Source organism: Microbispora triticiradicis, assembly GCF_005864065.1.
GTDB classification, from domain to species: domain Bacteria; phylum Actinomycetota; class Actinomycetes; order Streptosporangiales; family Streptosporangiaceae; genus Microbispora; species Microbispora triticiradicis.
The window spans coordinates 18067-42290 of the sequence record NZ_VANP01000019.1 but is presented as its reverse complement, the minus strand read 5'-3'; the positions used below and the strand labels follow the sequence as shown (position 1 = coordinate 42290).

22 protein-coding genes are annotated in these 24224 nt (G+C 73.1%); 9 read left to right on the top strand and 13 right to left on the bottom strand.

What is annotated here, in order from left to right:
- Nucleotides 1-21 precede the first annotated feature (21 nt).
- Nucleotides 22-1152, top strand: coding sequence for a serine hydrolase domain-containing protein (locus FED44_RS32060; protein WP_117408259.1), 1131 nt, complete (start codon nucleotides 22-24; stop codon nucleotides 1150-1152).
- A gap of 95 nt (nucleotides 1153-1247) precedes the next feature.
- Here FED44_RS32060 and FED44_RS32055 read toward each other — a convergent pair whose 3' ends face one another.
- Nucleotides 1248-1817, bottom strand: coding sequence for a hemerythrin domain-containing protein (locus FED44_RS32055; RefSeq protein WP_117408258.1), 570 nt, complete (start codon nucleotides 1815-1817; stop codon nucleotides 1248-1250).
- 176 nt (nucleotides 1818-1993) lie between these two features.
- Between FED44_RS32055 and FED44_RS32050 the strand changes: the two genes are divergently transcribed.
- Together FED44_RS32050 and FED44_RS32045 are read left to right on the top strand one after the other, a co-directional pair.
- The gene (locus FED44_RS32050; RefSeq protein ID WP_138463011.1) at nucleotides 1994-2437 is read left to right on the top strand and encodes a hypothetical protein; all 444 of its coding nucleotides are present in this window, start codon (nucleotides 1994-1996) and stop codon (nucleotides 2435-2437) included.
- Between the two features lie 180 nt (nucleotides 2438-2617).
- On the top strand, nucleotides 2618-3094 hold the full coding sequence (locus tag FED44_RS32045; RefSeq protein WP_138463010.1) for a hypothetical protein: 477 nt from the start codon (nucleotides 2618-2620) through the stop codon (nucleotides 3092-3094).
- Here FED44_RS32045 and FED44_RS36790 read toward each other — a convergent pair.
- Together FED44_RS36790 and FED44_RS32035 are read right to left on the bottom strand one after the other, a co-directional pair.
- Complete coding sequence (locus FED44_RS36790) at nucleotides 3091-4641, bottom strand: protein kinase domain-containing protein (RefSeq protein WP_244302449.1); 1551 nt, start codon at nucleotides 4639-4641, stop codon at nucleotides 3091-3093. The genes FED44_RS32045 and FED44_RS36790 overlap by 4 nt on opposite strands.
- Nucleotides 4642-4675: 34 nt before the next feature.
- Nucleotides 4676-5965: an SGNH/GDSL hydrolase family protein gene (locus FED44_RS32035; protein ID WP_138463009.1), complete on the bottom strand. Its 1290-nt coding sequence runs from the start codon at nucleotides 5963-5965 to the stop codon at nucleotides 4676-4678.
- 240 nt (nucleotides 5966-6205) lie between these two features.
- On the opposite strand from FED44_RS32035, the gene FED44_RS32030 reads away from it, so the two are divergent.
- Nucleotides 6206-7003, top strand: a complete 798-nt coding sequence (locus FED44_RS32030; RefSeq protein WP_117408268.1) for a tyrosine-protein phosphatase — start codon at nucleotides 6206-6208, stop codon at nucleotides 7001-7003.
- A gap of 33 nt (nucleotides 7004-7036) precedes the next feature.
- On the opposite strand, the gene FED44_RS32025 is transcribed toward FED44_RS32030, so the two are convergent.
- Together FED44_RS32025 and FED44_RS32020 are read right to left on the bottom strand one after the other, a co-directional pair.
- Nucleotides 7037-8221, bottom strand: coding sequence for a Gfo/Idh/MocA family oxidoreductase (locus FED44_RS32025; protein WP_138463008.1), 1185 nt, complete (start codon nucleotides 8219-8221; stop codon nucleotides 7037-7039).
- Between the two features lie 12 nt (nucleotides 8222-8233).
- The gene (locus FED44_RS32020; RefSeq protein WP_117408253.1) at nucleotides 8234-9139 is read right to left on the bottom strand and encodes a proteasome assembly chaperone family protein; all 906 of its coding nucleotides are present in this window, start codon (nucleotides 9137-9139) and stop codon (nucleotides 8234-8236) included.
- 243 nt (nucleotides 9140-9382) lie between these two features.
- On the opposite strand from FED44_RS32020, the gene FED44_RS32015 reads away from it, so the two are divergent.
- On the top strand, nucleotides 9383-10351 hold the full coding sequence (locus FED44_RS32015) for a 4-epi-cubebol synthase (RefSeq protein WP_138463007.1): 969 nt from the start codon (nucleotides 9383-9385) through the stop codon (nucleotides 10349-10351).
- A 43-nt stretch (nucleotides 10352-10394) separates the two neighbouring features.
- Here FED44_RS32015 and FED44_RS32010 read toward each other — a convergent pair whose 3' ends face one another.
- Nucleotides 10395-12512, bottom strand: coding sequence for an ATP-binding protein (locus tag FED44_RS32010; RefSeq protein ID WP_117408251.1), 2118 nt, complete (start codon nucleotides 12510-12512; stop codon nucleotides 10395-10397).
- Between the two features lie 193 nt (nucleotides 12513-12705).
- On the opposite strand from FED44_RS32010, the gene FED44_RS36145 reads away from it, so the two are divergent.
- Complete coding sequence (locus FED44_RS36145) at nucleotides 12706-12873, top strand: hypothetical protein (RefSeq protein WP_165900781.1); 168 nt, start codon at nucleotides 12706-12708, stop codon at nucleotides 12871-12873.
- Here FED44_RS36145 and FED44_RS32005 read toward each other — a convergent pair.
- Together FED44_RS32005 and FED44_RS32000 are read right to left on the bottom strand one after the other, a co-directional pair.
- The gene (locus FED44_RS32005) at nucleotides 12870-13331 is read right to left on the bottom strand and encodes an ATP-binding protein (RefSeq protein WP_167521651.1); all 462 of its coding nucleotides are present in this window, start codon (nucleotides 13329-13331) and stop codon (nucleotides 12870-12872) included. The genes FED44_RS36145 and FED44_RS32005 overlap by 4 nt on opposite strands.
- A gap of 14 nt (nucleotides 13332-13345) precedes the next feature.
- A complete protein-coding gene (locus FED44_RS32000) occupies nucleotides 13346-13549 on the bottom strand; it encodes a DUF5999 family protein (RefSeq protein ID WP_117408249.1) in 204 nt (67 codons plus the stop codon).
- 351 nt (nucleotides 13550-13900) lie between these two features.
- Between FED44_RS32000 and FED44_RS31995 the strand changes: the two genes are divergently transcribed.
- Complete coding sequence (locus tag FED44_RS31995; protein ID WP_222867886.1) at nucleotides 13901-14272, top strand: response regulator transcription factor; 372 nt, start codon at nucleotides 13901-13903, stop codon at nucleotides 14270-14272.
- A gap of 71 nt (nucleotides 14273-14343) precedes the next feature.
- Here FED44_RS31995 and FED44_RS31990 read toward each other — a convergent pair whose 3' ends face one another.
- Complete coding sequence (locus tag FED44_RS31990; protein WP_117408247.1) at nucleotides 14344-15003, bottom strand: response regulator transcription factor; 660 nt, start codon at nucleotides 15001-15003, stop codon at nucleotides 14344-14346.
- A 140-nt stretch (nucleotides 15004-15143) separates the two neighbouring features.
- On the opposite strand from FED44_RS31990, the gene FED44_RS31985 reads away from it, so the two are divergent.
- Nucleotides 15144-17009, top strand: coding sequence for a sensor histidine kinase (locus FED44_RS31985; protein ID WP_138463005.1), 1866 nt, complete (start codon nucleotides 15144-15146; stop codon nucleotides 17007-17009).
- A gap of 161 nt (nucleotides 17010-17170) precedes the next feature.
- On the opposite strand, the gene FED44_RS31980 is transcribed toward FED44_RS31985, so the two are convergent.
- A complete protein-coding gene (locus tag FED44_RS31980) occupies nucleotides 17171-18133 on the bottom strand; it encodes an ABC transporter permease (protein ID WP_138463004.1) in 963 nt (320 codons plus the stop codon).
- 5 nt (nucleotides 18134-18138) lie between these two features.
- On the bottom strand, nucleotides 18139-20907 hold the full coding sequence (locus FED44_RS31975; protein WP_138463003.1) for an alpha/beta fold hydrolase: 2769 nt from the start codon (nucleotides 20905-20907) through the stop codon (nucleotides 18139-18141).
- 167 nt (nucleotides 20908-21074) lie between these two features.
- Between FED44_RS31975 and FED44_RS31970 the strand changes: the two genes are divergently transcribed.
- Nucleotides 21075-22277, top strand: coding sequence for a hypothetical protein (locus FED44_RS31970; RefSeq protein WP_187406013.1), 1203 nt, complete (start codon nucleotides 21075-21077; stop codon nucleotides 22275-22277).
- A gap of 6 nt (nucleotides 22278-22283) precedes the next feature.
- On the opposite strand, the gene FED44_RS31965 is transcribed toward FED44_RS31970, so the two are convergent.
- A complete protein-coding gene (locus tag FED44_RS31965; protein WP_138463002.1) occupies nucleotides 22284-23321 on the bottom strand; it encodes a copper resistance D family protein in 1038 nt (345 codons plus the stop codon).
- Complete coding sequence (locus FED44_RS31960; RefSeq protein ID WP_167521650.1) at nucleotides 23318-23956, bottom strand: copper resistance CopC family protein; 639 nt, start codon at nucleotides 23954-23956, stop codon at nucleotides 23318-23320. The genes FED44_RS31965 and FED44_RS31960 overlap by 4 nt, the downstream gene beginning before the upstream one ends.
- Nucleotides 23957-24224: the final 268 nt, after the last annotated feature.

Sequence of the window (24224 nt, the reverse complement as noted above, 5' to 3'; positions counted from 1 at the left end):
GGTTGAGTATCTGGAGGACGTATGTGGTGTGATCCCGCGTTCCGGCCCGTCGCCGAGGCGTTCCGGCAGGTGTGCGAGGGACGGCCGGGCGGCGCGGCCGTGGCCGTGTACGCGGACGGGCGGCTGGTGGTGGATCTCTGGCACGGCACGGCCGACAGGGACGGCGGCCGTGCCTGGGAGCGCGACACGGTCGTCAACGTGTTCTCCGCGTCCAAGGGGGTGCTCGCGACGCTCGCGCACCTGTACGTCCAGCGCGGGCTGCTCGACCTCGACGCCCCGGTGGCCCGTTACTGGCCCGGGTTCGCCACCGCGACCACCATCGCCGACCTGCTGGCGCACCGGTCGGGGCTGCCCGCCGTCCGCCGCACCCTGCCGCCGGGCTCGCTGTTCGACTGGGACGCCATGACCGGCGCGCTCGCCGCGGAGAGCCCGTGGTGGCCGCCCGGCGAGCGGCACGGGTACCACGCGGTGACCTTCGGCTGGCTCGTCGGAGAGGTCCTGCGCCGGATCGGAGGGCGGCCGGTGCGTGACCTGGTCCGCGACGAGTTGCGCGTACCCGGCCTGTCGATCGGCCTGCCCGCCGCCCAGGCGGGCAGAGCGGCCTACCTGGCGCCCCCGGAGGCGGCAATTCAGGAAGCCCGGGAGGAGGCCGGGCAGGACGCCGCCCCGCCGGCGTTGGCGTCGGCCATGGCGGATCCCGGCTCGATCACCATGAAGGCCTTCTGCAACCCGCCGGAGCAGCTCACGCCCGGCCTGGTCAACACCGCGCGCTGGCGCTCCGCCGAGATACCCGCGTCCAACGGGCACGCCAACGCCCGGGCCCTGGCCACCCTGTACGGCAGGCTCGTGTGCGGTGAACTGCTCCATCCCGACGTGCTCGGACGCGCCGTCGAGCCGCGCAGCGAGGGGCGCGACGAGGTGCTGCTCGCCGGGACCAGGTTCGCCCTCGGCTACATGCTGCCCGGTGAGATCCGGCCGTTCGCGCCGGACCCGCGCGCCTTCGGCCACAGCGGCACGGGCGGGGCGCTGGCCTTCGCCGACCCGGCGGCGGGCGTGGCCCTGGCCTACACCCCGAGCCGCCTCCTCGTCAGTCCCGCCGGGCCGGACCCGAGGTGGCGGCCCATGGTCGCGGCGCTGTACGGCTGCCTCTGACCGGCGGGGCACGCGTCGCCGCAGTGCGACGTCCGGCGTGCCCGCCTCGGCTGCCCGCCCGTACGATGCCCGCCGTACGGCGCCGCGGCCCCGGGTCAGCCCTGCTGTTTCTTCTGTCTGATCGCGGCGACGAGCTCGTCCTTGGTCATCCCGGACGCTCCCTCGAGCTCCAGCTCCTTGGCCTGGTGCAGCAGCTCCTCCTTGGTGCGCGAGCGCGGCTTGATCGGCTTGGCCAGCACCTCGGCCTTCCGCCTGCTGAAGGCCTTGCCCGCCCGCACCCGCTCCTCCAGCGAGACGGCCTGCTCCAGGACGGGGAGGATGTCGGTCTCCTCCTCCTCGACGTGGTGGGACACCGCCGCCACCAGCTCCCGCAGCAGGGTGTCGAACTCCGTGCTCTCCGGGTCGCTCTCCAGCAGCCGCGAGAGCATCTCCTCGGCCTCGTGGTGCTCCTCGGCGCCGTGGTGGACCTCTTCCTTCTCCTCCGGCCGCCGCCTGGCGAGCAGGGGGTAGACCACGTCCTCCTCGCCCTCGCTGTGGGCGATGAACTTCGCCGCCAGCTCCGCGAGCAGAGCCGGACGGTTCTCCGGCATCTTCTGGAGCCGCTCGAACAGCGACTCCACATCGCGGTGATCTTCCTTGATCAGGCCGATGACGTCGGTTGCCATGGATTTCCTCCTGTGCGTGGACGCCCTCGCGACTACCCCGCGTCCCGCCGCTCACACCGGTCACGGCCGGTAGGAGCCCCCGCTTGTCGTAACCCCTCGCCGGCGCTTCGCTCACGGCCGTGGGCGAATCGGCCCGAATCGGCTCACACCGGAAAGGCGGCGAGTAGTGTCGCGCCGTGGACAACACGGGCGACGGCGGCGACGCCGCGAGTTCGGCGGCCCGCAGACGCCGCGCCACCCTCTTTCTGGTCCTGTTCGGCCTGTTCATCATGGCGATGAGCGCCCGAGGGATAACCTCGGCGTACCAGGCGGCCCACGGCGGCGGGGTGGTCGGCACCCTCACCCTCGCCTCCCGCACCTGCGGCAAGGCAGGGTGCGGCTACACCGGCTCCTTCGTCTCCGACGACGGACGCACCCACGTGACGACGGTGGAGACGGACGACATCGGGAGCGATCCGCGGATTGGAGACCGCGTGAAGGCGCGCTACGCCGGCGGCAGGGCCTACGCCCCGGAGGACTCCCACGCGTGGCAGGACGCAGTCGTCTTCATCCTCGCCGGCGCGGCCGTCGTCGTGTACGCCCTGTGGAGGCATTTCGCCCACAGGCGGCGTCCCACCTGACGCCGATCAAGCACGGGGCAAGTAAACGGTAAGCGGCGTGAAAGAAGGAGCTGGTTGAGTTCGGGTCGTGAAGGCGGGCGCGCCCATCGTGCCCGTTCGGCTGGGAGGCCCATCTGAGGGTCCGGCCGGGCACCGGAAACGGTGTGACCGCACGACGACAGACTCGATCGGAAGAAAACCATGCCATTCGCTGAGAAATCATTTGGCGCCGCCAGGAGAGCCCTTGTCGCGGCGGCCGCGACCCTGGCCGCGGTCACCGCCGTCGTGGCCTCGCCCGGCACGGCGCAGGCGTCCAGTCCCTGGGCCTGCACGTATCACTACATCGGCCATGACTTGTACGCGAACGTCTGCGCCGAGGGGCACACCGAAGGCGCCAGCGGCGCCATCTACATCTACAACTACAGCCCGACGAACGCGAGATACGTCAAGAAACTCAGGGTCGAATTCCAGAACGGCCTCTACGGCGTGTGGGAATGCTCCCTGATGCAATGGGTGGAGAAGGGGGGAAGTCGATACTGCCACGCCGTCTCCACGTACATAAATCTGCCGCCCAACACGGCCCAGCCGCAGACGCTGACGGGCAAAGTGGAGTATTACACGGGAAGTATCTACACCACCGTCGCCAAGACGACCTTTTATCAGGTGGACGGATACTAGTGATTCCTGGTGAGGTCGCCGGTGTAGGTGAACAGCTTGGCGTCGTCGCTGTGGCGGTAGGCGAGGGCGTCACCCTTCCGGGTGAGCACCACGTCGCCCGGAACGCATCCGTCCACGTCCTCCAGGCGGAAGGTGAGCGCGGGGCCGGAGCCCCCCGTAAGCCCTCCCGTCAGTCGCAGTGTGCCCTCGCAGGAGTTCGCCGGCTCCTTCCACCTGCCCGTCTTCTCGCCCCGCCGCAGTTCGATCTCGATGTCGTACTCGCCCATCAGCGGGGTGTCGGGCGCGATGTGACCCTGCCACTTGCCCGCGAACGCGGCCGGAATCGCGGCCACCGTCGTGGTCGTCGCAAGGGAGGAGGACGGCGTGGAGCCGCCTCCGGGCGAGGCGGCCGCCTCCGCGCCGGTGCCGTACGTCCCGGTGGCCGACGTGTCCGGGGCGGACGTGGCGGTCGTGCCGCTCGTCGGCGGCGGGTCCGCGGACGCGGAGGGGGAGGTGCCGTCAGGCGCGGCGTTGAGGCGCGGCACCAGCACCGCCGCGGTGATCCCGAGCGCCGCCACGACCGTGGCCGCCCCCGCCAGGACGCGGGCGCGCGAGCCTCCGCGGGCCGCGCCGCCGGGCGAGGTGACCGCCGCCCCGGACCCCGCCGCCCCGGGTTCCGGCGCGCCGTACGGCGGGCGCGGGAGCGTTCCGTACGAGTCGCCGCCGGCGGCGGCCGGGGCGGCTCCGGCGGCGGCACCCGCGCGCAGCGGGTCGGGCGCGCTCCCGACCAGAGTGAGCAGCAGATCGCGGGCGGTCGGCCGGGCCGCCGGATCCTTCGCCAGGCACCGCTCGACCAGGGCCCGCAGCGACGGCGGCAACGCCGTCAGGTCGGGGAAGGCCGTCAGGATCCGGTGCAGCACGGCGGCGACGTTGTCGGCGCCGAAGGCCGCGCGGCCGGTGGCGGCGAAGACGATCGTGGCTCCCCACGCGAACACGTCGGACGCGGGCGTGGCCGGCTGCCCGGCGATCTGCTCGGGCGCCAGGTAGGCCGGGGTGCCCACCGGCCCCGCCGTGATCGTCTGGCTCTCGCCCTGGCGGGCGATGCCGAAGTCGACCACCCGCGGGCCGTCCGGCCCCAGCAGCACGTTGCCGGGCTTGAAGTCGCGGTGCACGATCCCCGCGGCGTGGATCGCCGCGAGGGCGGTCGCCGTGCCCACCGCGAGCCGGTCGAGGTCGCCGCCGCGCAGCGGGCCCGAGGCGGCCACCCGCTGCTGGAGCGAGGGGCCGTCGACGAACTCGCTCACGACGTACGGACGGCTCCCCTCGACGACCGCCGCGATCACTCTCGCCGTGCAGAAGGGGGCGACACCGCGCATGGCGTCGAGTTCGCGGGCCAGCCGTTCGCGCACGACGGGGTCGAGCCCGGTCTTGAGCACCTTGACCGCGACCGGGTCGCCGTCCGGCCCGTGGCCCAGGTAGACGACGCCCTGGCCGCCCTCGCCGAGCCGGCCGCCGAGGCGGTAACCGCCGAGCGTGCGCGGGTCATCTGCCTCAAGGGGGGCAATCATGGTCAAACCGTAGCGACCCTGGGGCCGCTCCGGGTCAAAGGGCGCCGAGGCTCACCGTGTAGGCGAGCTTGCGCCGGCCGGCGTCGCTCAGGTGCAGATGGTCGCCCGAGTCGTACGGCACGGCGAGTTGCTCGGGGAACTCGGGGTCGCGCACGGCCTTGTCGAAGTCGAGGACGCCGTCGAACGCCTTGCTCGTGCGGATCCACTGGTTGAGCCGCAGCCTGAGGTCCTCGCGTTCCGGCGTCCAGGTGCCGAATCCGTAGAACGGGGTGAGGGTGGCGCCCAGCACCTTGATCTTGCGGGCGTGCGCCAGGCGGATCAGCCGCTTGTACCCGTACGCGAGGGGTTTGATCGAGGTGTACTCGCCCCGGGAGATGTCGTTGATGCCCATGAACACCACGACGGTCCGTACGCCGGGCTGGGTGAGCGCGTCGCGGTAGAACCGGCTGAGACCGCTCGGGCCGACCCCGGAGTGCAGCAGCCGGTTCCCGGCGATGCCCGCGTTGAGCACCGCCATCCTGCGCGACGGCGAGAGCCGGGCCATGCGCTGCCGCAGGTAGTCGGTCCAGCGGCGGTTGGCGTCGGTGTTCTGGCCCGCGCCGTCGGTGATCGAGTCGCCGAAGGCGACGACCGAGCCCGCCTTCGACGTGGTCTCGACCGCGATGCGGTCCAGGAAGTACCACTGCGTGCTGGTGTAGGTGAAGCCGTCGGCGGTCTCCTCCGCCGCGTGGTCGCCGGGGTCGGACAGGAACGTCGTGGCGTAGGCGCGCTCGTGCCCGGTGATGCCGCTGACCGTGCCCGGCAGATAGAGGCTGACGACCAGGGCGGAGCCGGTGACGATCCGGCCCGGGATCGGATCGCTCCAGACCGCCCGCCCGGCCGGCACCCGCACCGACTTCCGGCCGCCGAAGGTGACCTGACGGTTGGTGCCGGTGAGGATCTCCGCGCCGTACGCCTGGACGCCCACATGGACGTGGGCGAAGGTCACCGGCGCCGTCCCGAACACGTTGGAAAGGCGGAGGCGCGTTCCGCCGCCGCCGGCGCTCACCCGCACGACCATCCGCACGGTCTGCCCGCCGAGAGCCGCCACCACGCGGTCGGTCGAGGTGGTCCAGGCGCCCACCAGGTGCGGCCGGGCGGGCGTGTCTCCCTTCCGTCGAGCGGCCGGTGAGGCAGCCGCGCGAGCCGCGGCTGTGACGTTCGCCGTGGCGTTCGCGGTCGCCGGGGACGCCGCGTGGACCGGTGCCGTGGGGAGCGCGACGGTCGCGCCGGTTGCGGCGAGGGCAAGAGCGGCCATGGTCAACCGGTGAGCCGGCCGTGCCATCCGGGTCCTCCAAGTGGGTCGGGCTGCCTGGGCGGGTCGACGGCGGCGGCGCGATCGGGCCGCCGGAACCGTTGATCGTAGAGCATGCGCGACGCCCTACATTACGGCTGTTTGCCGAACACTGGGTGAGAACTTGACGGGTGCGTGTGATCGCCGGTGCCGTCCCGGATGCCGAAGGGGTTTCGGACCTTCACTCTGCCCACATTCTTCCGTCGCAGAGGGGCGGATAGGCTCGGAATGATGAATGCACACAAGCGTTGGATCGTTCTCGAAGGCGCGGCGAACGTGCGCGACCTCGGCGGGCTCCCCACCGAGGACGGGGGGACCACGGCGTCCGGCCGGATCCTGCGGGCCGACAACCTGCAGGGCCTCACCACCCGTGATATCGGGCTGCTCGTCGGCGACCTCAAGCTGCGGCACGTCGTCGACCTGCGGTCGGGGACCGAGGTGCGCCTGGAGGGGCCCGGCCCCCTGACCCGCCTGCCGGAGGTAGCCGTACACCATCACAGCCTGTTCGCGGAGGGCGGGCGCTTCACCGACGTCGAGGCCGACACCATCGACGACAGGGCGCTGCCGTGGCAGGACGAGCGGAGCGAGGAGGACCTCGCCGAACTGCGGGTGACCGGCTACTACTACGGCTACCTGCGCGACCGGCCCGACTCGGTGGTGGCCGCGCTGCGGGTGCTCGCCCGCGACGACGGCGCGGCCGTGGTGCACTGCGCGGCGGGCAAGGACCGCACCGGGGTGGTCTGCGCGCTGGCCCTCGCCGTCGCCGGGGCCACCCGGGAGGCGATCATCGGCGACTACGTCGCGACCGGGGAGCGGCTGGCGGGCATCCTCGCCCGACTGCGGGCCAGCCCCACCTACCGCGCCGACCTCGACGGCAAGCCGGTCGACAGCCACCTGCCGCGGCCCGAGTACATGGCCCAGTTCCTGGCCACCCTGGACGACCGGTTCGGCGGCCCCCTCGGCTGGCTGCACGCCCACGGCTGGACCGGCGCCGACACCGAGGCGTTGTACGGCCGCCTCCGCGGCTGACCCGGCCGGGACCGGAGTCGTGGGCGGGCTTGCTCACTCCCCGTGCGCGGGGAGGGGCACCACCTGGCCGAGGGACGCGGAGAGCCGGGCCGCCTCCAGGACGGCGATCGCCGCGACGGCCTCCTCCGCCGGCACCGGCGGCGGCGCGCCGTCGCGCAGGCAGGCCACCACGCCCTCGTAGAACCGCTGGTAGGCGCCCGGCTCCGTCCTGACCGGGCGGACGTCGCCCTCGGCCCCGAGGGTGCCCCAGCGCTCTGGCGGCTCCGTGCCCCAGCTGTCGCGCTGCTCCGTGCCCCAGCCGTCGCGCCGCTCGGTGTCCCGGGGGTCAAGTGGCTCAACGTCCCAGCCGTCACGCGGGTCCTCGCCGTGGCCGAAGTCGGCGGGCCCCGGGCGCTCGCCCGCGCGCAGGCGTTCCTCCTGCGGGTCGAGGCCCCACTTGACGTAGGCGGCGCGGGAGCCGAGCACCCGCAGCCTCGGGCCCGGCAGCCCGGCCACCGCGCTCATCCACAGGTGCGACCGGGTCCCGCTCCGATGGGTCAGCGCGACGAACGCGTCGTCGTCGTTGCGGATGCCGGCCCGCCTGACGTCGGCCTCCGCGTACACGTGGGTGACCGGGCCGAACAACGTCAGGGCCTGGTCGACCAGATGGCTGCCGAGGTCGAAGAGCGTGCCGCCCACGTCCTCGGGACCGCCCGCCTCGCGCCAGCCGCCCTTGGGCACCGGCCGCCACCGCTCGAACCGCGACTCGAAGCGGCGGACCTCGCCCAGTTCGGGCAGCAGGCGGCGCAGCGTGAGGAAGTCGCCGTCCCAGCGTCTGTTCTGGAAGACGGTCAGCATGAGGCCGCGGTCCCGGGCCAGCCGTACGAGGTCGCGGGCCTCGTCCGCGGCACCGGCGAGCGGCTTGTCGACGACCACGGGAAGACCGGCCTTGAGCGCCTCGGCCGCCAGCGGCACATGGGTGCGGTTCGGCGTCGCGATCACCACGAGGTCGCAGGCGTCCCAGAGGTCCTCCGCCGCCGCGACGACCTCGGCACCGGGGTGGTCCGCGCGTACCCGCCCGGCTCTGCCGGGGTCGCGGGTGACGACGGCGGACAGGCGCAACCCGGGGGTGGCGGCGATCAGCGGCGCGTGGAAGAAGGACCCGGCCGGGCCGAAGCCCGCGAGCCCGACCCGGATGTCGGAGGTGTCGCCGGAAGACGGCGTGAGCGGGGAAGGCATCAGTGGTGCGTTCTAGCCGTCGTGGTCGTCGCGTTCGGCGAGGAACGCCTCGAACTGGGCGGCGAGCTCCTCACCCGTGGGCATCGGCGTGTCCTCCGCCAGGAGGCTCTCCCGCGTGGCGCCCGACTGGAACGCGTCGTACTGCTGCTCCAGGCCGTGGATGGCGCCGGCGAGCTCGTCGGAGGCCGCGATCTGCTCCTCGATCTCGGCGGTGGTCTTCTCGGCGGCGTCCCGCAGGGCCTCGGTGGGGAACACCAGCCCGGTGCCGCGGGTGATCGCCTCCAGGGCCGCGACGGCGGCCTGCGGATACTCCGCCTGGGCGAGGTAGTGCGGCACATGGATCGCGTAACCGAGCGCGTCGTGTCCCTTGGCCCCGAGACGCAGCTCGATCAGCCCGGCGAGGCTGCCCGGCACCCGGACCTTCCCGAACGGGCTGTTCTGCCCGTGGACGAGGTCGGGGCGGCTGGCGTGGGCCGTCAGGCCGAGCGGCCGGGTGTGCGGGACGCCCATCGGGATGCCGTGCACGGTCACCAGCGTGCGGATGCCGAGCCGGGTCACCAGCATGCCGACGGCCTCGGTGACCAGCTCCCACTCCCGGTCCGGCTCCGGCCCGCTCATGATGAGGAACGGGGTGCCGGTGACGTCACGGGTCAGGTAGACGGCCAGCTCCGGGGTCTCGTAGTCGGTCCAGCGGTCGGTGTCGAACGTCATCACCGGCCGGCGGGACCGGTAGTCGAGCAGCCGGTCGACGTCGAACGTCGCGATTACCCGGTGCTCCAGCTCGGCGAGGAGGTGCCCCAGGGCGAGCCGCCCCGCTGCGCCGGCGTCGACGAACCCCTCGAAGTGGTAGAGCAGCACCGGATCGGTCAGCTCGGGAAGGTCCCCGTCGAGCCGATAGAGATCCGTGGGGTCGGACACGTGTCCCAGCCTTTCTCAGGAAGCCTTTACCTACTGAACCTACGGGGTGCCCGGTCGATTCCGCGGTGGTTGCGGCGACCTTATCGGTGGACGGTGTCCAACGGGCACCCGGACCCGGAGCCGGACCGGCCGGGCGCCGGGCACCCGGGCCGGTCCGAACCGGCTGCGCTGAATCGCTGACCGATGTGTCCGTAATCAGGGCAAGGGTGGCCCCTGTCTCCCCAGCGGGATCATTCTTGTCGGATGGCTACTGCGAAAGCGGATTCCCTCAGTGGACACCCCCTCCGCATCCCCCCGCTCGCCTGCCCTTTCCCCCGTGCGGTCAACCCCCACGTGGACGAGGTGGACCGGGACACGCTGGCCTGGCTGGCCGCCTCCGGCATGATCGCCGGCGACCAGTTCGAGCGTTTCCGGATCGCCCGGTACGGATGGCTCGGCGCCCGCACCTACCCGTACGCCTCACGGGAGCTGTGCCAGCTCGTCACCGACTGGTGTGTATGGCTGTTCGCGTTCGACGACGCCTACTGCGAGTCGGACCGGAGGGCGGCCGAGATCGCCCGGGCGCTGCCCCAGCTCTACACCGTCGTGGAGGACGCCGGGGGAGGTGATGCGGTCGAAGACGTCTTCGCCCGGGCGCTGCTCGGCATCAAGACCCGCATCGCCGCCCACGCCACCCCCGACCAGCTCGACCGCTGGCGCACGACGACCAAGGACTACCTGTTCGCCCAGGTGTGGGAGGCCGCCAACCGGGAGGACGACGTGCTCCCCACCATCGACGACTACGTCTTCATGCGCCGCAGGACCGGCGCGATGCTCACCGTCTTCGCGCTGATCGACGTGGCCGCCGGGGTACGCCTCACGGTGGACGAGTGGCTCAACCCGGCCGTCCACGAGATGACCGGGCACGCCAACGACGTGGTCGTCTGGGACAACGACCTGATCTCCTACGCCAAGGAGCGGGGGCAGGCGAACATCCGCAACAACCTCGTCAGCGTGCTCGCCGGGCACACCGGCTGCGGCGTCCAGGAGGCGATGAACCGCATCGGCGTCATGCGCGACGAGGCGGTCGCCGCCATGGTGGAGCTCACCCCCGCCACCGAGGCGCTCGGCTCGCCCGCGGTCGACGCGTACGTGCGGGGCCTGAAGTTCTGGGTCAGCGGCAGCGTGGACTACTCGCTGACCAGCTCCCGCTACGCCAGCGCCTGGCAGTGACCCGACCGGCCCGGAACAGCCCCGAGAAGCCCGGCCGGTCCGGTCAGTCCTCGGGGAGGTCGTCGAGACCGTCGAGGTCGTCCAGCGCGTACTCGACGAGATCGCCCAGGCTGAACCGGGCCCCGGCGGCGTACGCCTCGTCGTAGGCGGCGTCGCCGACCAGCTTCTTGCACTCCTTGACGCACTGCTCGTGCTCGGTCGTGAAGAACGGCGACCCGAACTGGGGCAGCCCGAACGTCCGCCAGTTGGCCTGGGCCGCCCCGAGGAGGGTCGCCGTCCGTTCCGGCTCACCGGCCTCCAGGCCCAGCCTGGCGAGGTTGTCCACGCACAGGACGATGCCGAGCACGTCGTGGAAGCGCCGCTTGATGCGCAGCGCCTCCTTGCACGCCACCAGGGCCTCGTCCCGCCGCCCGGTCTCCCGGTGGACGAGGGAGGTGACGTACCAGGCGTAGGAGCGCAGCCACAGCTCGCCGCGTTCCCGGCAGACCTGCAGGCAGTCGGCCAGCAGCGTCTCCGCCTCCTCGAACTCGCCCTGCGCGAGCAGCACCATGGACAGCTCGACGATCGCCGGGAGCAGGCCCGGGTTCAGCTCCCGGCCGCCCCGGTGGAACTCGATCGCGACGCCGAGCAGCGCCGTCGCCTTCTTCGCGTCGCCCTGCAGCATGGCGGCGGTGCCCTGCATCTTCGTCGCGAGCAGCACGGCGCCCGAGTCGCCCACCCGCACCGCGTCGGTGCTGCACTGCTCGGCCGCGGCCAGCGCGCCTGCCATGTCTCCCTGGGCGCTGCGGATGTAGGCCAGCACCCACAGCGCCTTGCAGCGTTCCCTGCTCGGCGCCGGGCTCGCCTTGAGGGCGCGCTCCAGGTAGACCACCCCCTCGCGGGCGAAGCCGCAGGCCACCCAGAGGAACCACAGGGCCGACAGCAGTTCCAGGCCGACGCGTTCCTCTCCCGGCGCCGACAGGCAGTAGTCGAGGGCGACCCGGATGTTGTCGTGCTCCTGGCGCATCCGGTTGAACCAGTGCACCTGGCGGGGCCCCGACCAGGAGTGCTCGCTGAGCTCGGCGAGCCGGAGGTAGTGATCGCGGTGGCGCCGCCGCAGGTCCTGCGTCTCGCGGAGCTTGTCCAGCCACTCGCCGCCGTACTGCCGCAGCGTGTCGATCAGCCGGTACCGCTGCCCGGCCGGGGTGGCGAAGCTCAGCAGGACCGACTTGTCGACCAGACCGGTGATCACGTCGAGGATCCGGTCGGCGGGCAGGGCGTCGCCCGCGCAGACCTGCCGGGCCGCGTCGAGGTCGAAGTCGCCGGCGAACACCGACAGCCGGGCCCACAGCAGCCGCTCGGCGGGCTCGCACAGCTCGTGGCTCCACCCGATCGCCGCGCGCAGCGTCTGGTGCCGCGGCAGAGCCGTGCGACTGGCCCCCGCCAGCAGGCTGAACCGGTCGGCGAGCAGGGCGAGGATCTGCTCGACCGACAGCGTGCGCAGGCGTACGGCCGCCAGTTCGATCGCCAGCGGGATGCCGTCGAGGCGGCGGCACAGCTCGGCGACGGCCGCGATGTTGTCCTCGTCCACCGTGAAGTCGGGCACCACGGCGGAGGCCCGCGTGCCGAACAGTTCGACCGCCTCGTTGGTGAAGGGATCGTCCGACAGGTCCTCGCCGGGCACCGTGAGCGGCGGCACGGCCACCGTGTGCTCTCCCGCCGCGTTCAGCGAGCGCCGGCTGGTCGCGAGGATCCGCAGGTGCGGCGAGGTGCCGAGGAGGTCCTCCGTGAGCCGGGCGCACGCGTCGACCAGATGCTCGCAGGTGTCCAGGATGAGCAGGATCTCCCGCTCGGCCAGCCATTCGGCGAGCGTGTCCGACCCCTCGCGCGGGGACTGGTCCGCGATGCCGAGCGCGGCCGTGATCGTGTGGTACACCATCGCCGGGTCCTGCAGGCGGGCCAGGTCGACGTACCAGACGCCGTCCCTGAACCGCCGCCGCACCTGGTGCGCCAGGCGCAGCGCCATGCGGGACTTGCCGACGCCGCCGATGCCGGTGACCGTGATGAGCCGGGACTCCTGCAACCTCTGCCTGAGCGACGCGAGTAACCGTGTCCGCCCGACGAAGCCGGTGAGCTCCACGGGCAGGTTGCCCTCTTGCCGCCATCCTGCTGGCGCTGCCATGCCGCCTCACGGGGGGATTTGTCCGGCGTGCTCCCTGCTCCCGCATCGTACCCGCGCCGCCGCCGGCTGTCCGGTCGTACGGGCGTGAGGCCGGTACGCCGGCGAGGCTGTTGTTTCTCCCCTCACCGGAAGGAGTCCCAGGGGGCGACAGGCGTCTCCACGGGCCCCTGCAGGAGCCGATACCATTGGGATCGTGAGTATGCGGCATCCGGATGACATGCGTCCGGTGGACCTCTTCGACGAGGGGCTGCCGGTGCTGCCAGACCAGACGAGCGACGACACCGACCTCGGGTGGGGCGAGTGGCGCTCCGACTCCGACGTCTCCCACCTGCTGGAGGAGCGCCCGCCCCACTGGGACTAGGCGTTCATGGGGAGCTCGAACCAGACGGCCTTGCCCCTGCGGGTGGGGAGCACGCCCCAGGCGCGGGACAGCGTGTCGACGATCAGCAGTCCCCGCCCGCCCTCCTCCTCGCGCTGGGCGGCGTCGTCGCGCGGTGCCGTGCCGCGTGCCCGGACCGGGACGCGGGCCTCGTCCTCGACCTCGCACCGGAGGGTGTCGTCCCGCAGCAGCAGGAGGGTGAGGAGGGGTGATCCCCGCCCGTGCCGCATGGCGTTGGCGACGAGCTCGCTGACGAGGAGTTCGGCCACCTCCGCCGCCTCCCGGTCTCCGTCGCCGCACCAGTCGCGCAGTGCGGCGCGGACGAACCGGCGTGCCAGGCACGTGGACGACGCGTCGAGGGGCAGGGTCCAGCAGGAGCGATGGACGGCCGGCACGTCGTCTTCCGGCCGCCGGCTCAACGGGACGAGCGAGCACATCATGTCCATATCCCTCATCACGCGGCCCGCGCGCAGCGGGCCCGGTGCGTGGGAAGGCTCCGGCCGTCGGGCAGCAGTTCGCCGGTGTCCTCGAACACCACGACGCCGTTGCAGAGCAGGCCCCACCCCTGCTCGGGATGGAACGCCACCAGTCGGGCCGCCTCGTGGTCGTGCGCGTACGCGGGCGGACACGGCGGAGTGTGCGGGCAGGTGGGGCACATGCGTGTCACCTCGATCCTTCAGATGAGGAGGACGGTTCGCGGGGCGCCGGCCCGGGCCGGGCAGCCCGGCTCGGGGAGCGCAGGAGTGCGGTGCCGACGCCGGAAGGCCGCATCGGGCCACGGCCGTCGATCCCGTCGGCCCACGCGTCGTGACGGTCGGTCAGCATCGCCGCCCTCTTCCTGTCCCGTGACCTCGCCGGCTTCGCGGTCGCTCGCTCACCCCCCTACGATCGCTCGTGGAGAGCGCGGCGTCTGCGCGGGCAGCCCCCATCTCGCACGGGTGTCCACCGGCATGCCAAGATGCCAGCTACCTGCAATGACGCGGACGCGAGCCGGTGTAAGCCTGGTGTTGTGCCTCTGCGGTGTCTCATCGTCGACGACAGCGATCACTTCAAGGACGCCGCCCGCCCGTTGCTGGAGGCGGACGGCATCTCCGTCGTGGGCGCGGCGTCCACCACGGCCGAGGCTCTCCGGAACTGTCAGGAGCTCCAGCCGGATGTCGTGCTGGTCGACATCGACCTGGGCGAGGAGAGCGGCTTCGACCTGGTGCCGCGGCTCTGCGCGGAGACGGGGGAGCGCCCGCCCCGGGTCATCCTGATCTCGACGTACGACGAGCAGGACTTCGCCGAGATGATCGCGTCCAGCCCGGCGCTCGCCTTCCTGTCCAAGCCGAGACTGTCGGGCCGGGCCATCGACGAGATCCTGCGGAGAGCGGACGCCTGAAGCGGCCGCTTCGGTCCCGGCCGAGGCGCCGCCGATGTTCCCGTGCTGGGTCCGGGCGCCGCCGTACGGCGTCAGCGGGCGTCGAGGAAGGCGAGCACGGCGAGCACGCGGCGGTGGTCGTCCTCGGTCTCCGGCAGCCGCATCCTCGACATGATGCTGCGGACGTGCTTCTCGACGGTGCCCTCGGTGATCCACAGTTTGTGCGCGATCCCCGCGTTCGAGCGGCCCTCCGCCATCAGGGCGAGCACCTCGCGCTCACGCTGGGTGAGCTCCTCCAGCGGATCGTGCCGGCGGCGGGCGTTGATCAGCTCGGCGACGAGGCTGGGATCGACGACCGAGCCGCCGTGGACGATGCGTTCGAGCGTCTCGACGAAGTCGGACACCGCGGTCACCCGGCTCTTGAGCAGGTAGCCGACCCGCTGGCCCGCCGCGAGCAGCTCCATCGCCTGGTCGACCTCGATGTGCGCGGACAGCAGCAGGATGCCCACGTCGGGAAGTTCCGCGCGGATGACCTTGGCCGCCTCGACGCCCTCCGTGGTGTGTCCCGGGGGCATCCGGATGTCGATGACGGCGAGGTCGGGGTGGTGCTCCCGGACCAGGGCGAGCAACTCGGACGCGTCCCCCGCCTGCCCCGCCACTTCGAATCCCGCGCGCTCCAGCAGGCTCGCGAGCCCCTCCCGCAGCAGGACGTCGTCGTCCGCCAGGATCACCCGGCTCGGGGTCTCGTCCACCGCTCCGCCGCCTTCCGCGTGCGCAGGTCACGCCGGATCGAGGGTCGTGCCTCGATCGCGCCGGCGATCGGGGCGGCCGTGCCAGCCGTGGTCGTCCGATCTGCGTCGACGTGGTGCGAACAGCCGCGTAACGTGGGCTTATGCGCGCGCGAATGCTGTTGTCGCTGCTCCGCGTGACGCGCCCGCCCCTCTTGGTGGGCGTCATCGTCGGCGTCGCATGCGTGACGGCGGAGACTTTTCTGACCTTCCTGCTGGAGCGGGTGGCCCCCTCGAACGCCCTGAACGTAGTCTATCTGGTCGGCGTTCTCGTGGTCTCCTACCTGTGGGGCCTGCCGCTCGGCATGCTCACCGCCGTGGCGAGCGGCTTCGTCTACGACTACTTCCTGGTCGTTCCCCGCCACGCGGTCACCGTCTTCAGCGGCTGGTCGTGGATGCCGCTGCTGATCTTCCTGGTCGTCGGGCTACTGGTCAGCGCCGCCGCCGCGCTGATGCGGACGCTGCTGATGGAGGCGGAGGAACGCCGCGGCGAGGCCGATCTGGAGGCCGCCACGGCCCGCCTCCTCCTGCGCGCCGAGCACCTGCGCGCCGCGCTGCCGGTCGTGGCCCGTCGTCTGGCGCAGGGCCTCGGCCTGCCGTTCCTGGCCGTGGAGCTCGGAGCGGCCGGCGCGGGGGACCCGGACAAGATCGCACTGCCGCTGAGCGACGACGACGTACGGCTCGGCACGCTCGTCGCGCCCGCGGATCTGCCGGCGCCGGTGCTGCGCCGCCTCCGGGAGCGCGTGGTGCCCTCACTGGAGGCGGTGCTGGCGGCGGCGTGTGATCGTGAGGCCATCGGGAACGCACTGGCCGCGAGCCGGGACGAGCTCGAGAGGGTCGCCGACGAGCAGGCCGCCCTGCGCCGGGTCGCGACGCTGGTCGCGCGTGGCGTCCGCCCGGCGGAGATCTTCGGCGCGGTCGCCCGCGAGATGGGTCTGATCGTGAACGCGGACCACACGGCGGTCGAGCGATACGAGCCCGACCGGACGGTCGCCCTGATGAGCTTCTGGAGCGCCTCGGACGGCGGCCCGGGGCCGCCGATCGGCTCACACCGGCCGCTCCGGGGGGACAGCCTGTCCGCCCTGATCCTGCGTACGGGACAGCCGGCCAGGATGGCCGCGGCCGAAGGGACGGCCGAGGGCGCGGCGGGAGAGCTGGACACCTGGGTCAGGGACGACAAGGTCGTCTCCGCGATCGCCAGCCCGATCGTCGTCGAGGCTCGCCTGTGGGGCGTGATGATCGCCTTCTTCCGCGGCCTTGATCCGCAGCCCGAGGGCATCGAGGAACGCATCCGGGACTTCACCGAACTCGTCGCCACCGCGGTCTCCAACGCCCAGGCCCGCGACGAGCTCGCCGCCTCACGCGCCCGCGTGGTCGCGGCCTCGGACGAGACCCGGCACCGCATCGAACGCGACCTGCACGACGGTGCCCAGCAGCGCCTCGTCTCCCTGGGACTGCAACTGCGGATGGCGGAGTCCGCCGTGCCTCCCGAACTGCCGAAGCTCAGGGAACAGCTCTCCCGCACGGCCGAGGGCCTGACGCAGGTCCTGGAGGACCTGCGGGAGCTGTCCCGCGGCATCCACCCGGCGATCCTGTCCAAGGGCGGCCTCGCGCCGGCCCTGAAGATGCTCGCCCGCCGATCGTCGGTTCCCGTCGATCTGCGGGTGCGGCTCGACGGGCGCCTTCCCGAGCGGGTCGAGGTGGCGGTCTACTACATCGTCTCCGAGTCGCTGACGAACGTCGCCAAGCACGCGCACGCCTCGCTGGTGTGCGTCGAGGTCGACGCGGTGGGCGAAGCCGCCCGGGTCGCGATCCGCGACGACGGGAAGGGCGGCGCGGACCCGCGCGGGGGTTCCGGTCTCATCGGCCTCCTCGACCGCGTCCAGGCACTCGGCGGCACGATCGAGGTCACCAGCCCGGCCGGCCAGGGCACCACGCTGACGGCCGTCATCCCGGTCGGCGGCGGCTGACACCCGGTGCGGGGGAAGCGCATTCGGCGCGGCCCTCGCGCCCCGGTCCCGCCGCGCCCGGTCAGGGATCGGCCCGGTCAGGCCGCCCCGGTCAGCGGACCGCCTCGTTCAAAAGACCGGCCCGGTCAGGGAACCCGGCCCGGTCAAGGAACCCGGCCTGGTCAGGAGACGACGTCCCGGCGCCGGAAGCGGCGGAAGGCGAAGGCGACGATGATCGCCGAATAGGTCACCGAGATCGCCACGCCCTTCACCATGCCGCCGTACTCGGGCTCCGGCGCGAGGGCGTCGAGCCACGCGGCGTTCCAGAACGTGGGCAGGAACTCGCGCAGCGAGCCCAACGCCTCGACCGCCTGGAGGATGCTGCTGACGATCACCAGGCCGACCGCGCCGCCGACCGCGCCGAGCGGGGAGTCGGTGGTCACCGACAGCAGGAAGGCCACCGAGGCGACGACCAGCTGACTGACCATGGCGTACCCGATCACGACGGCGAACTTCGGCAGCACGTCGGCGGCGGGGATCACCTCGCCCGTCCCCGGCACGGTGATGTCGTTCCACCCGAAGGCGAGCGTGCCGGCGAGCAGGGCCATCAGCGGGAGCACGGTCACCGCGGCGGCCGAGTACGCCAGCGCCACCACAAGCTTCTGGCGCAGCAGCCGGTCGCGGGGGACCGGGGCGGCCAGCAGGTAGCGCAGCGACGACCAGCTCGCCTCGCTCGCCACCGTGTCGCCGCAGAAGAGCGCCACGGCGACGACCAGCAGGAAGCTGGCCGACACCGACAGGGCGAACGCCGCGAAGTTGAGCCCGCCCGCCGTGGCGAGGTCCGACAGCCGCAGGCTGCCCTGGCCCCGCCCGGCCGGGCCGAACTGGAACGCCACCACGAGCACCCAGGGCAGGGCGAGCAGCACGCCGAACATCGCCATCGTCCGGCGGCGGCGCAACTGCCGGACGAACTCCACCCGCAGCGGCAGCGTGCGTCCCGGCGCGTATCCGGGCGCGTGCGCGGCCGCCGCCTGTCCGGGCGTGCGGCCGTCCGCGTCGCTCCCGTGTGCGTCCGGCCCGTCGTGCCGGACGGCCCGCCCGGCGGCGGGGGCTTCTCCGGCCACGTCCGGGGCCGGTCGATCCATCGGGCTCAACGGCGCTCTCCGATCAGGTCGAGGAACACGTCCTCCAGGCGCGGGCCGGCGCCGTTGGCGGTGGTGGCGGTGCCGAGCAGGTCGCCGACCGGCCCGGCCGACACCAGCCGTCCGCGATGCATGACGACCACGTGGGTGCAGGTCTGCTCGACCTCCGCGAGCAGGTGGCTGGAGACGATGACCGTGCGTCCCCGTTCGGCGTACGCCTTGAGCACCCGGCGCATCTCGGCGATCTGCGGCGGATCGAGGCCGTTCGTCGGCTCGTCGAGCACGAGCAGGTCGGGGAGGCCGAGCATGGCCTGCGCGATGGCCAGGCGCTGCCGCATGCCCTGGGAGTAGGTGCGCACCGCGCGGTCCAGGGCCGCGCCGAGCCCGGCGATCTCCAGCGCCTCCTCCAGGTGGGCGTCCTGAGGCGGACGGCCGGTGGCCCGCCAGTACAGCTCCAGGTTGGCCCGCCCGGACAGGTGCGGCAGGAACCCCGGCCCCTCGACGAACGACCCCAGCCGGGACAGCACGGGCGCCCCCGGCGCCACGCGGGTGCCGAAGATCCGAATCTCGCCCTCGTCGGGATGGATGAGACCCATCAGCATGCGCATGGTGGTCGTCTTGCCCGCGCCGTTCGGCCCGAGCAGGCCGAGCACCTGCCCCTTCTCGACCCGGAACGACAGGCCGTCGACGGCCTTCTCGCCGTTGCGGTAACGCTTGACCAGCCCGCTGATCACCAGGGGCACCTCGGCCGGCCCGGCGTCTGCCGCCCGGTCGCCGGTAGGGGCCGGGTCGCGCCTCGCGGCCCGGCCGGTCAGCAGGAGGACGGCCGCGATCAGGATCGCCGCGAGCGGCATGGCCCACGTCCACCAGGCGGGGCCGGTGGCGGGCGTCCGCAGCGCCGCGAACCCCGGGACCTCCAGCGCCGGGGACTCCAGCCCGATCCGGTAGACGGCGGGGGCGGCGGGCGTCGCGTAGCCGAGGTCGGTGGTCGACACCACCACCCGCATCCGGTGCCCGGCGTCGAAGCGCCTGTCGACGGCCGGGAGTGTCACCGTGACCGGTGTGCCCGCCTCGCTCGCGGTCACCCGCAGCGGCGCGACGAGGCCGGACGGCAGCACCGGGAGCGACCCCCCGGAGACGTCGTAGAGCTTGGCGAACAGCGTGGCCTCGCCCGTGCCGTAGACCCTGATCCGGACGGCCGGGCTGCCGGTGACCTGGGTGGGCCGGGCCAGCGGGGCGGACTCGAAGACGGCCGCCTGGCCCGGCATGTCCAGCGCGACCGACACGCCGCCTCCGCCGCCTCCGCCGGCGCCGCCGAGCAGGCCGCCGAGGCCGGGCACCGCCGAGATCGACGCCGGTGACCCGCCCGCGGGGTTGGCGACCGGCTGGGCGGAACCGTGAAGGGCGATCGTGGTTCGTTCCCCGCCCGCCAGGCCGGGATATCGGCCCGCGGTCGCGTGCAGGAGCACGGGGCGGCGGGTGCCCGGGTCGCGTCCGCCGTCCCGGGTCACGGTGAACGCGGCCGAGGCGGCGTCGGCGGGGGAGCCGGACCGCTTGAGATAGCGGTCGAACCAGCCTGCCGTCTTGTCGGACAGCCAGTCCGCCTCGCCGTCGCCGCCGTCGTGGCCGCCGTTGAACCAGGCCACCTCCACGGGAGCGGCGGTCGCGGCGATGGCCCGGGCGTTGGCGTCGGCGTGGGAGAGGGGGAACAGCGAGTCGCGCTGGCCCTGCACGAGAAGCGTCGGCACTTTGATCCGGCCGGGCACGGAGATCGGGCTCGACCGCCGGAGGAGGTCGACCGCCTCCTTGGTGGCCCTGCCGGTCTCGGCCACCTTCTGGTACATCGCGCAGATCTCCGGCCGGAACCGCCCGCACTGGACCTGCTCCGCCTCCCCGCTTCCTGGGGACGTGCCGCCCGGCCCGGTCTGCTGCCCGGACCCCTGGCCGCTCCGCGGGGCGGCCGGGTCCCCGGGCCTCGCGGTGGCCGCACCGGCCCCCGGCGAGGGCGCGCCGGGCCCCTGCTCGCCGGTGCCCGGTGCCCGGCCGCCGCTGCCTGAGGCGGCGCCCGCGAGGCCGGCGAGACCCCCGGCTCCGAGACCCCCGGCGCCGAGGCCGCCGTCCGGGGCCAGCCGGTCGGCGGCGGCGCTGAAGAAGATGCCGGCCCACATCTTCTTGAACACGCCGTTGGCCGGTCCGGCGCCCGAGGCGTCGGGGAAGAGCGCGTCGGCGAGGTCGTACCAGGTGATCTGGGGCACGATCGCGTCGACCCGGCTGTCGTAGGCCGCCGCCATCAGCGCGATCGCCCCGCCGTACGAGCCGCCGGCGATGCCGACGCGCGGGTCGCCGGGGGCGTCGAGACGCACCTCGGGCCGCGCGGCGAGCCAGTCCACCAGCCCCCGCACGTCCTTGACCTCGTAATCCGGGGAGTTGAGCGCGATCTGGCCCGTCGAGCGGCCGAACCCGCGGGCCGACCAGGTCAGCACGGCGTAACCGCGCCCGGCGAGCCGCTCCGCCTGCTCGCGCATGCTGTCCTTGCTGCCGCCGAAGCCGTGGGCGAGCAGCACGGCGGGGGCCCTGCCGCCGGAGGCGGGGGGATAGAAGGTGGCGTCGAGATCGACGCGCTGGTCGCCCGATGGCCCGTCGACGACGGGGATGACGAGATCGCGCCCCTGCGCCGCCGGGCCGGAGGGCCACAGGGCCCACGCCACCCCTCCGGCCACCAGGATGACCAGCGTGACCACGATCGCGAGGGCACGCCGCCCACCCGGAAACGTCATATCGCGATGCTACTTGTCGCACCTGAGAGCAGGCTGAGGAGCCCGCCGCGCCTGTGGACAACCGGCCCGAGACACCGGGCGCGGCCTCCCTCGGCATACGAATCGTGATGATGCATCGGGGTAATCCCTGATTGCGCCTGACCTTGGGGGACGGCATCATTTCGCGCGTGAACGGAACGCCGCTGAAGCAAGTCCCCACGCGCGTGGTCGAGTGGGCCCTTCCCTATTGGACCCGGGGGGAGGCGGGCAGGCAGACCCCGTCCGACCTGTTCCGGGTGCTCTACGCTGGCTGGCTCGCGGCGTTCGTCCTCAAGGTGCTCGGGTCGAGCTGGGACGTGTCGTGGCACTTCAGGTGGCTGCGCGACGACCTGGCCCCGCCGCATCTGCTCAACACCGTCGGCACGGCGATCGCCGTCGCGCTGACCATCGTGCACTGGTACACCGGTTACGGAGTTGACCGCGCGGCCTCCCGCCTGATCGTGTGGGGCACCGGCGTCTTCCTCATCGCCATCCCGCTCGACCTGATCAACCACCGGGTCAACGGCATCGACATCACCGCCTGGAGCCCTTCTCACGCGTTGCTATTCGTCGGCACCGCGCTGATGCTCGCGGGCGTGATCCGCGGCTGGTACCTCGGTTCGGGCCGCTACGCCGAGATCTCCGGCGGGCGGCGCGCCCTGGTGCTCGGCGGCCTGTTCGCGTTCTTCCTGGAGAACGCGCACTTCCCGGAGCAGCACCAGGAGTACGGCGTGCTGGAGCTGGCCTCGTGGGACCGCGGCCAGCCGTACGCCGAGCCGACGCTGCTGAACTTCGCGGCCGACCAGATGGGCCGCGCCGTGGACCGCGCGATGGTGCTCAAGTTCTCGCTGCCCGTGCCCGACGCCGTCTACTCCGTCTACGCCGGCGTGTTCGGCGTCGCGATCCTGGTCTTCGCCCGGGTCATGACCGGCCGCCGCCTCACCGCCACCACGATCACCGCGGGGTACCTCGCCTACCGCTGCCTGATCTGGCCGCTGCTCGTCGGCGGCGGGTTCCCGCCGTCGGCGATCCCGTTCTTCTTCCTGCTCGCCGGGATCGGCGTCGACCTGGCCTTCCTGGTGCCGATCCGGCTCCTGCGCCCGCTCGCGGGCGGGGCGCTCGCCACCGCCGGCGTGTACGGAGGCCTGATGGCGCAGGACCGCCTGCTGGAGGCCCCGCCGTACGCGCCGGAGGCCTGGCCGTACGCGCTCGCCGGGCTGGTGGTCGTGTGGTACGCCGTCGAGTGGTTCGCCGGGCGCAAGGGACTGACGGCCGCCGACGCGGAGGCCAGAGACGCCCGGGAGAGGGAGGCGGCGGACTCCGGGTCGCCCGCCTCCGCCTCGCCGGTCTGAGAACGCTCAGGCGACGGGCGTCCGGGTCAGCGCGACCGCGACGCCGAACGCGAGACCCATCACCGTGACTTCGAGGGCCGCCCAGGCGGCGAACGCCGTGGGCTCGCGCCGGGCGATCGCCGGCAGCAGCCGCCAGCGGATGTTCGCCCCCAGCAGCGCGATCACGCCGGTGAGCACCGCCTTGGCGATGACCAGCCAGCCGTACCGGGTGGTCACGAGCGACCCGGGCAGGGTCTCGCCGGGCGAGAGCGCGAGCTCGACCAGGCCGTTGAAGAGCCCGGAGAGCCCCACCACGAGCAGGGCGTAGGTCGCCAGCCGGGAGAACCTGGGCAGCGTGGGGGCGAGCAGGTCGCGGTCGCGCGGGAGCAGCACGCCGAGCGCGACCAGGCCGCCCACCCAGGCGCACGCGCCGATGACGTGCAGCTCCATCGACACCATGCTGAGGTCGTGCCAGTACCAGTTCGAGGCGTGCCCGGTCACCGGCAGCGGCAGCAGCCCGAACCCGGCGACGAGCACCCGCAGCTCGGCCGGCACCTTCTCGCCGAAGCGCACCGCGAGCATCCCCACGGCGGCGCTGGCCAGGGCGCACGACGCGCTCACGATCATGCCCTGCCCCGAGCCGATGCCGTTCACGTACGCCGCGACGTCCGGCGCCCCTCCCGGCATGATCTCGGCGGCGCCGAGCACGGCCGACAGCAGGGCCGCCGCGCACCAGACGAGGGAGAAGGCCACGGCCCAGTGCCGCGCCCTGGCGGCGACGGGCTCCGTCCGGTCCGGATCGTCGAAGCCGAGCAGCTTGGGAAGCAGGCTCAGGCCGAGGGCGGCGGTGGCGGCCAGGTCGAGGACGACCCGGACGACCGGCAGGCCGTACTCCACGACCGCGCCCGGCATCGGAATGCCCGGCGCCGCCCCCGGACGGGTGAGCCACGTCGCGGTCACGACGGCGAGGACGGCCGCCACGGTCAGCCCCGCGGCCGGGATCCGGGTCCTGGCGGGCGCGGCCCGGTGGTCCGCCGTGGCGGGCCGCTCCGTGGTCGCGGTCATCCGGCCTCCCCGGCGGCGGAGTGGCCCGGCGCGGCGTTCGCCACGCGGCGGTCGTGCCGGAAGAGGACGAGGGCGGACAGCGCCAGCAGCGCCGCGGTGAAGATCAGCAGCCCCCAGACCCAGCCTCCGCCGCCCTGGCCGCCCGCCGCCGCGGAAAGCCCGGTGCCGGGCTTCGGGTCCACCGTCTCCACGGCGACCACTTCGGTGTTCACGTAGCCGGTCGGCAGGGTGAACCGGAGGGTGCCGGTGACCGGATGGCCGTCGTTCGACACGATGCGGTAGCCGACGGCGTACGACCCGGCGGGGACGGTGAAGGCCTTTCCCGGGGCGGCCGGTGGTCGCACCGCGATCGAGATGTTCCCGCCTTCGACGGTGACCTCGCCGTGCTCGTAGTGCGCGCCGTCCGGCCCGGTGACGGCGATCCGGGCGAAGTCCGCGCGCACCGCCTGGTCGAACGTGAGTGTGACGGTGCGGGGCAGGTCGTCGAGTACGGCGCCGTCCTTGGGGTCGCTGGACACCAGGACGTTGTGCGCGCTCGCGGGCGTCGCGACCAGCGTGACGGCGAGCAGGGCGAGCACGGGCCACACGAGCAGGGCGAGCGCAGGCGACGCCAGGCGGGCGAGCACCCGTGACATGGGCCGAGCGGGCACCCGTGACACGCGGCGACCGGGCGGGGGCGGCACGAGCCGCGCGGGCATCCGCGACACAAGCCGTGCGGGCGGGGACGCGGGCGGGGCGGTTCGTCCAGCCGTACGCCGGCCACCGCGCGGGGCCGGGGCGTCGTGGCACGTCCGGGTGCGTGCGACCTGGTCCACCTGCCTTGCCTTCCTTTTGCCGGGCACCGACCCTGACATGGTCCCACTGATCGCGTGCCCGGAACGCCCCGGGCGGGGCGCGTACGGC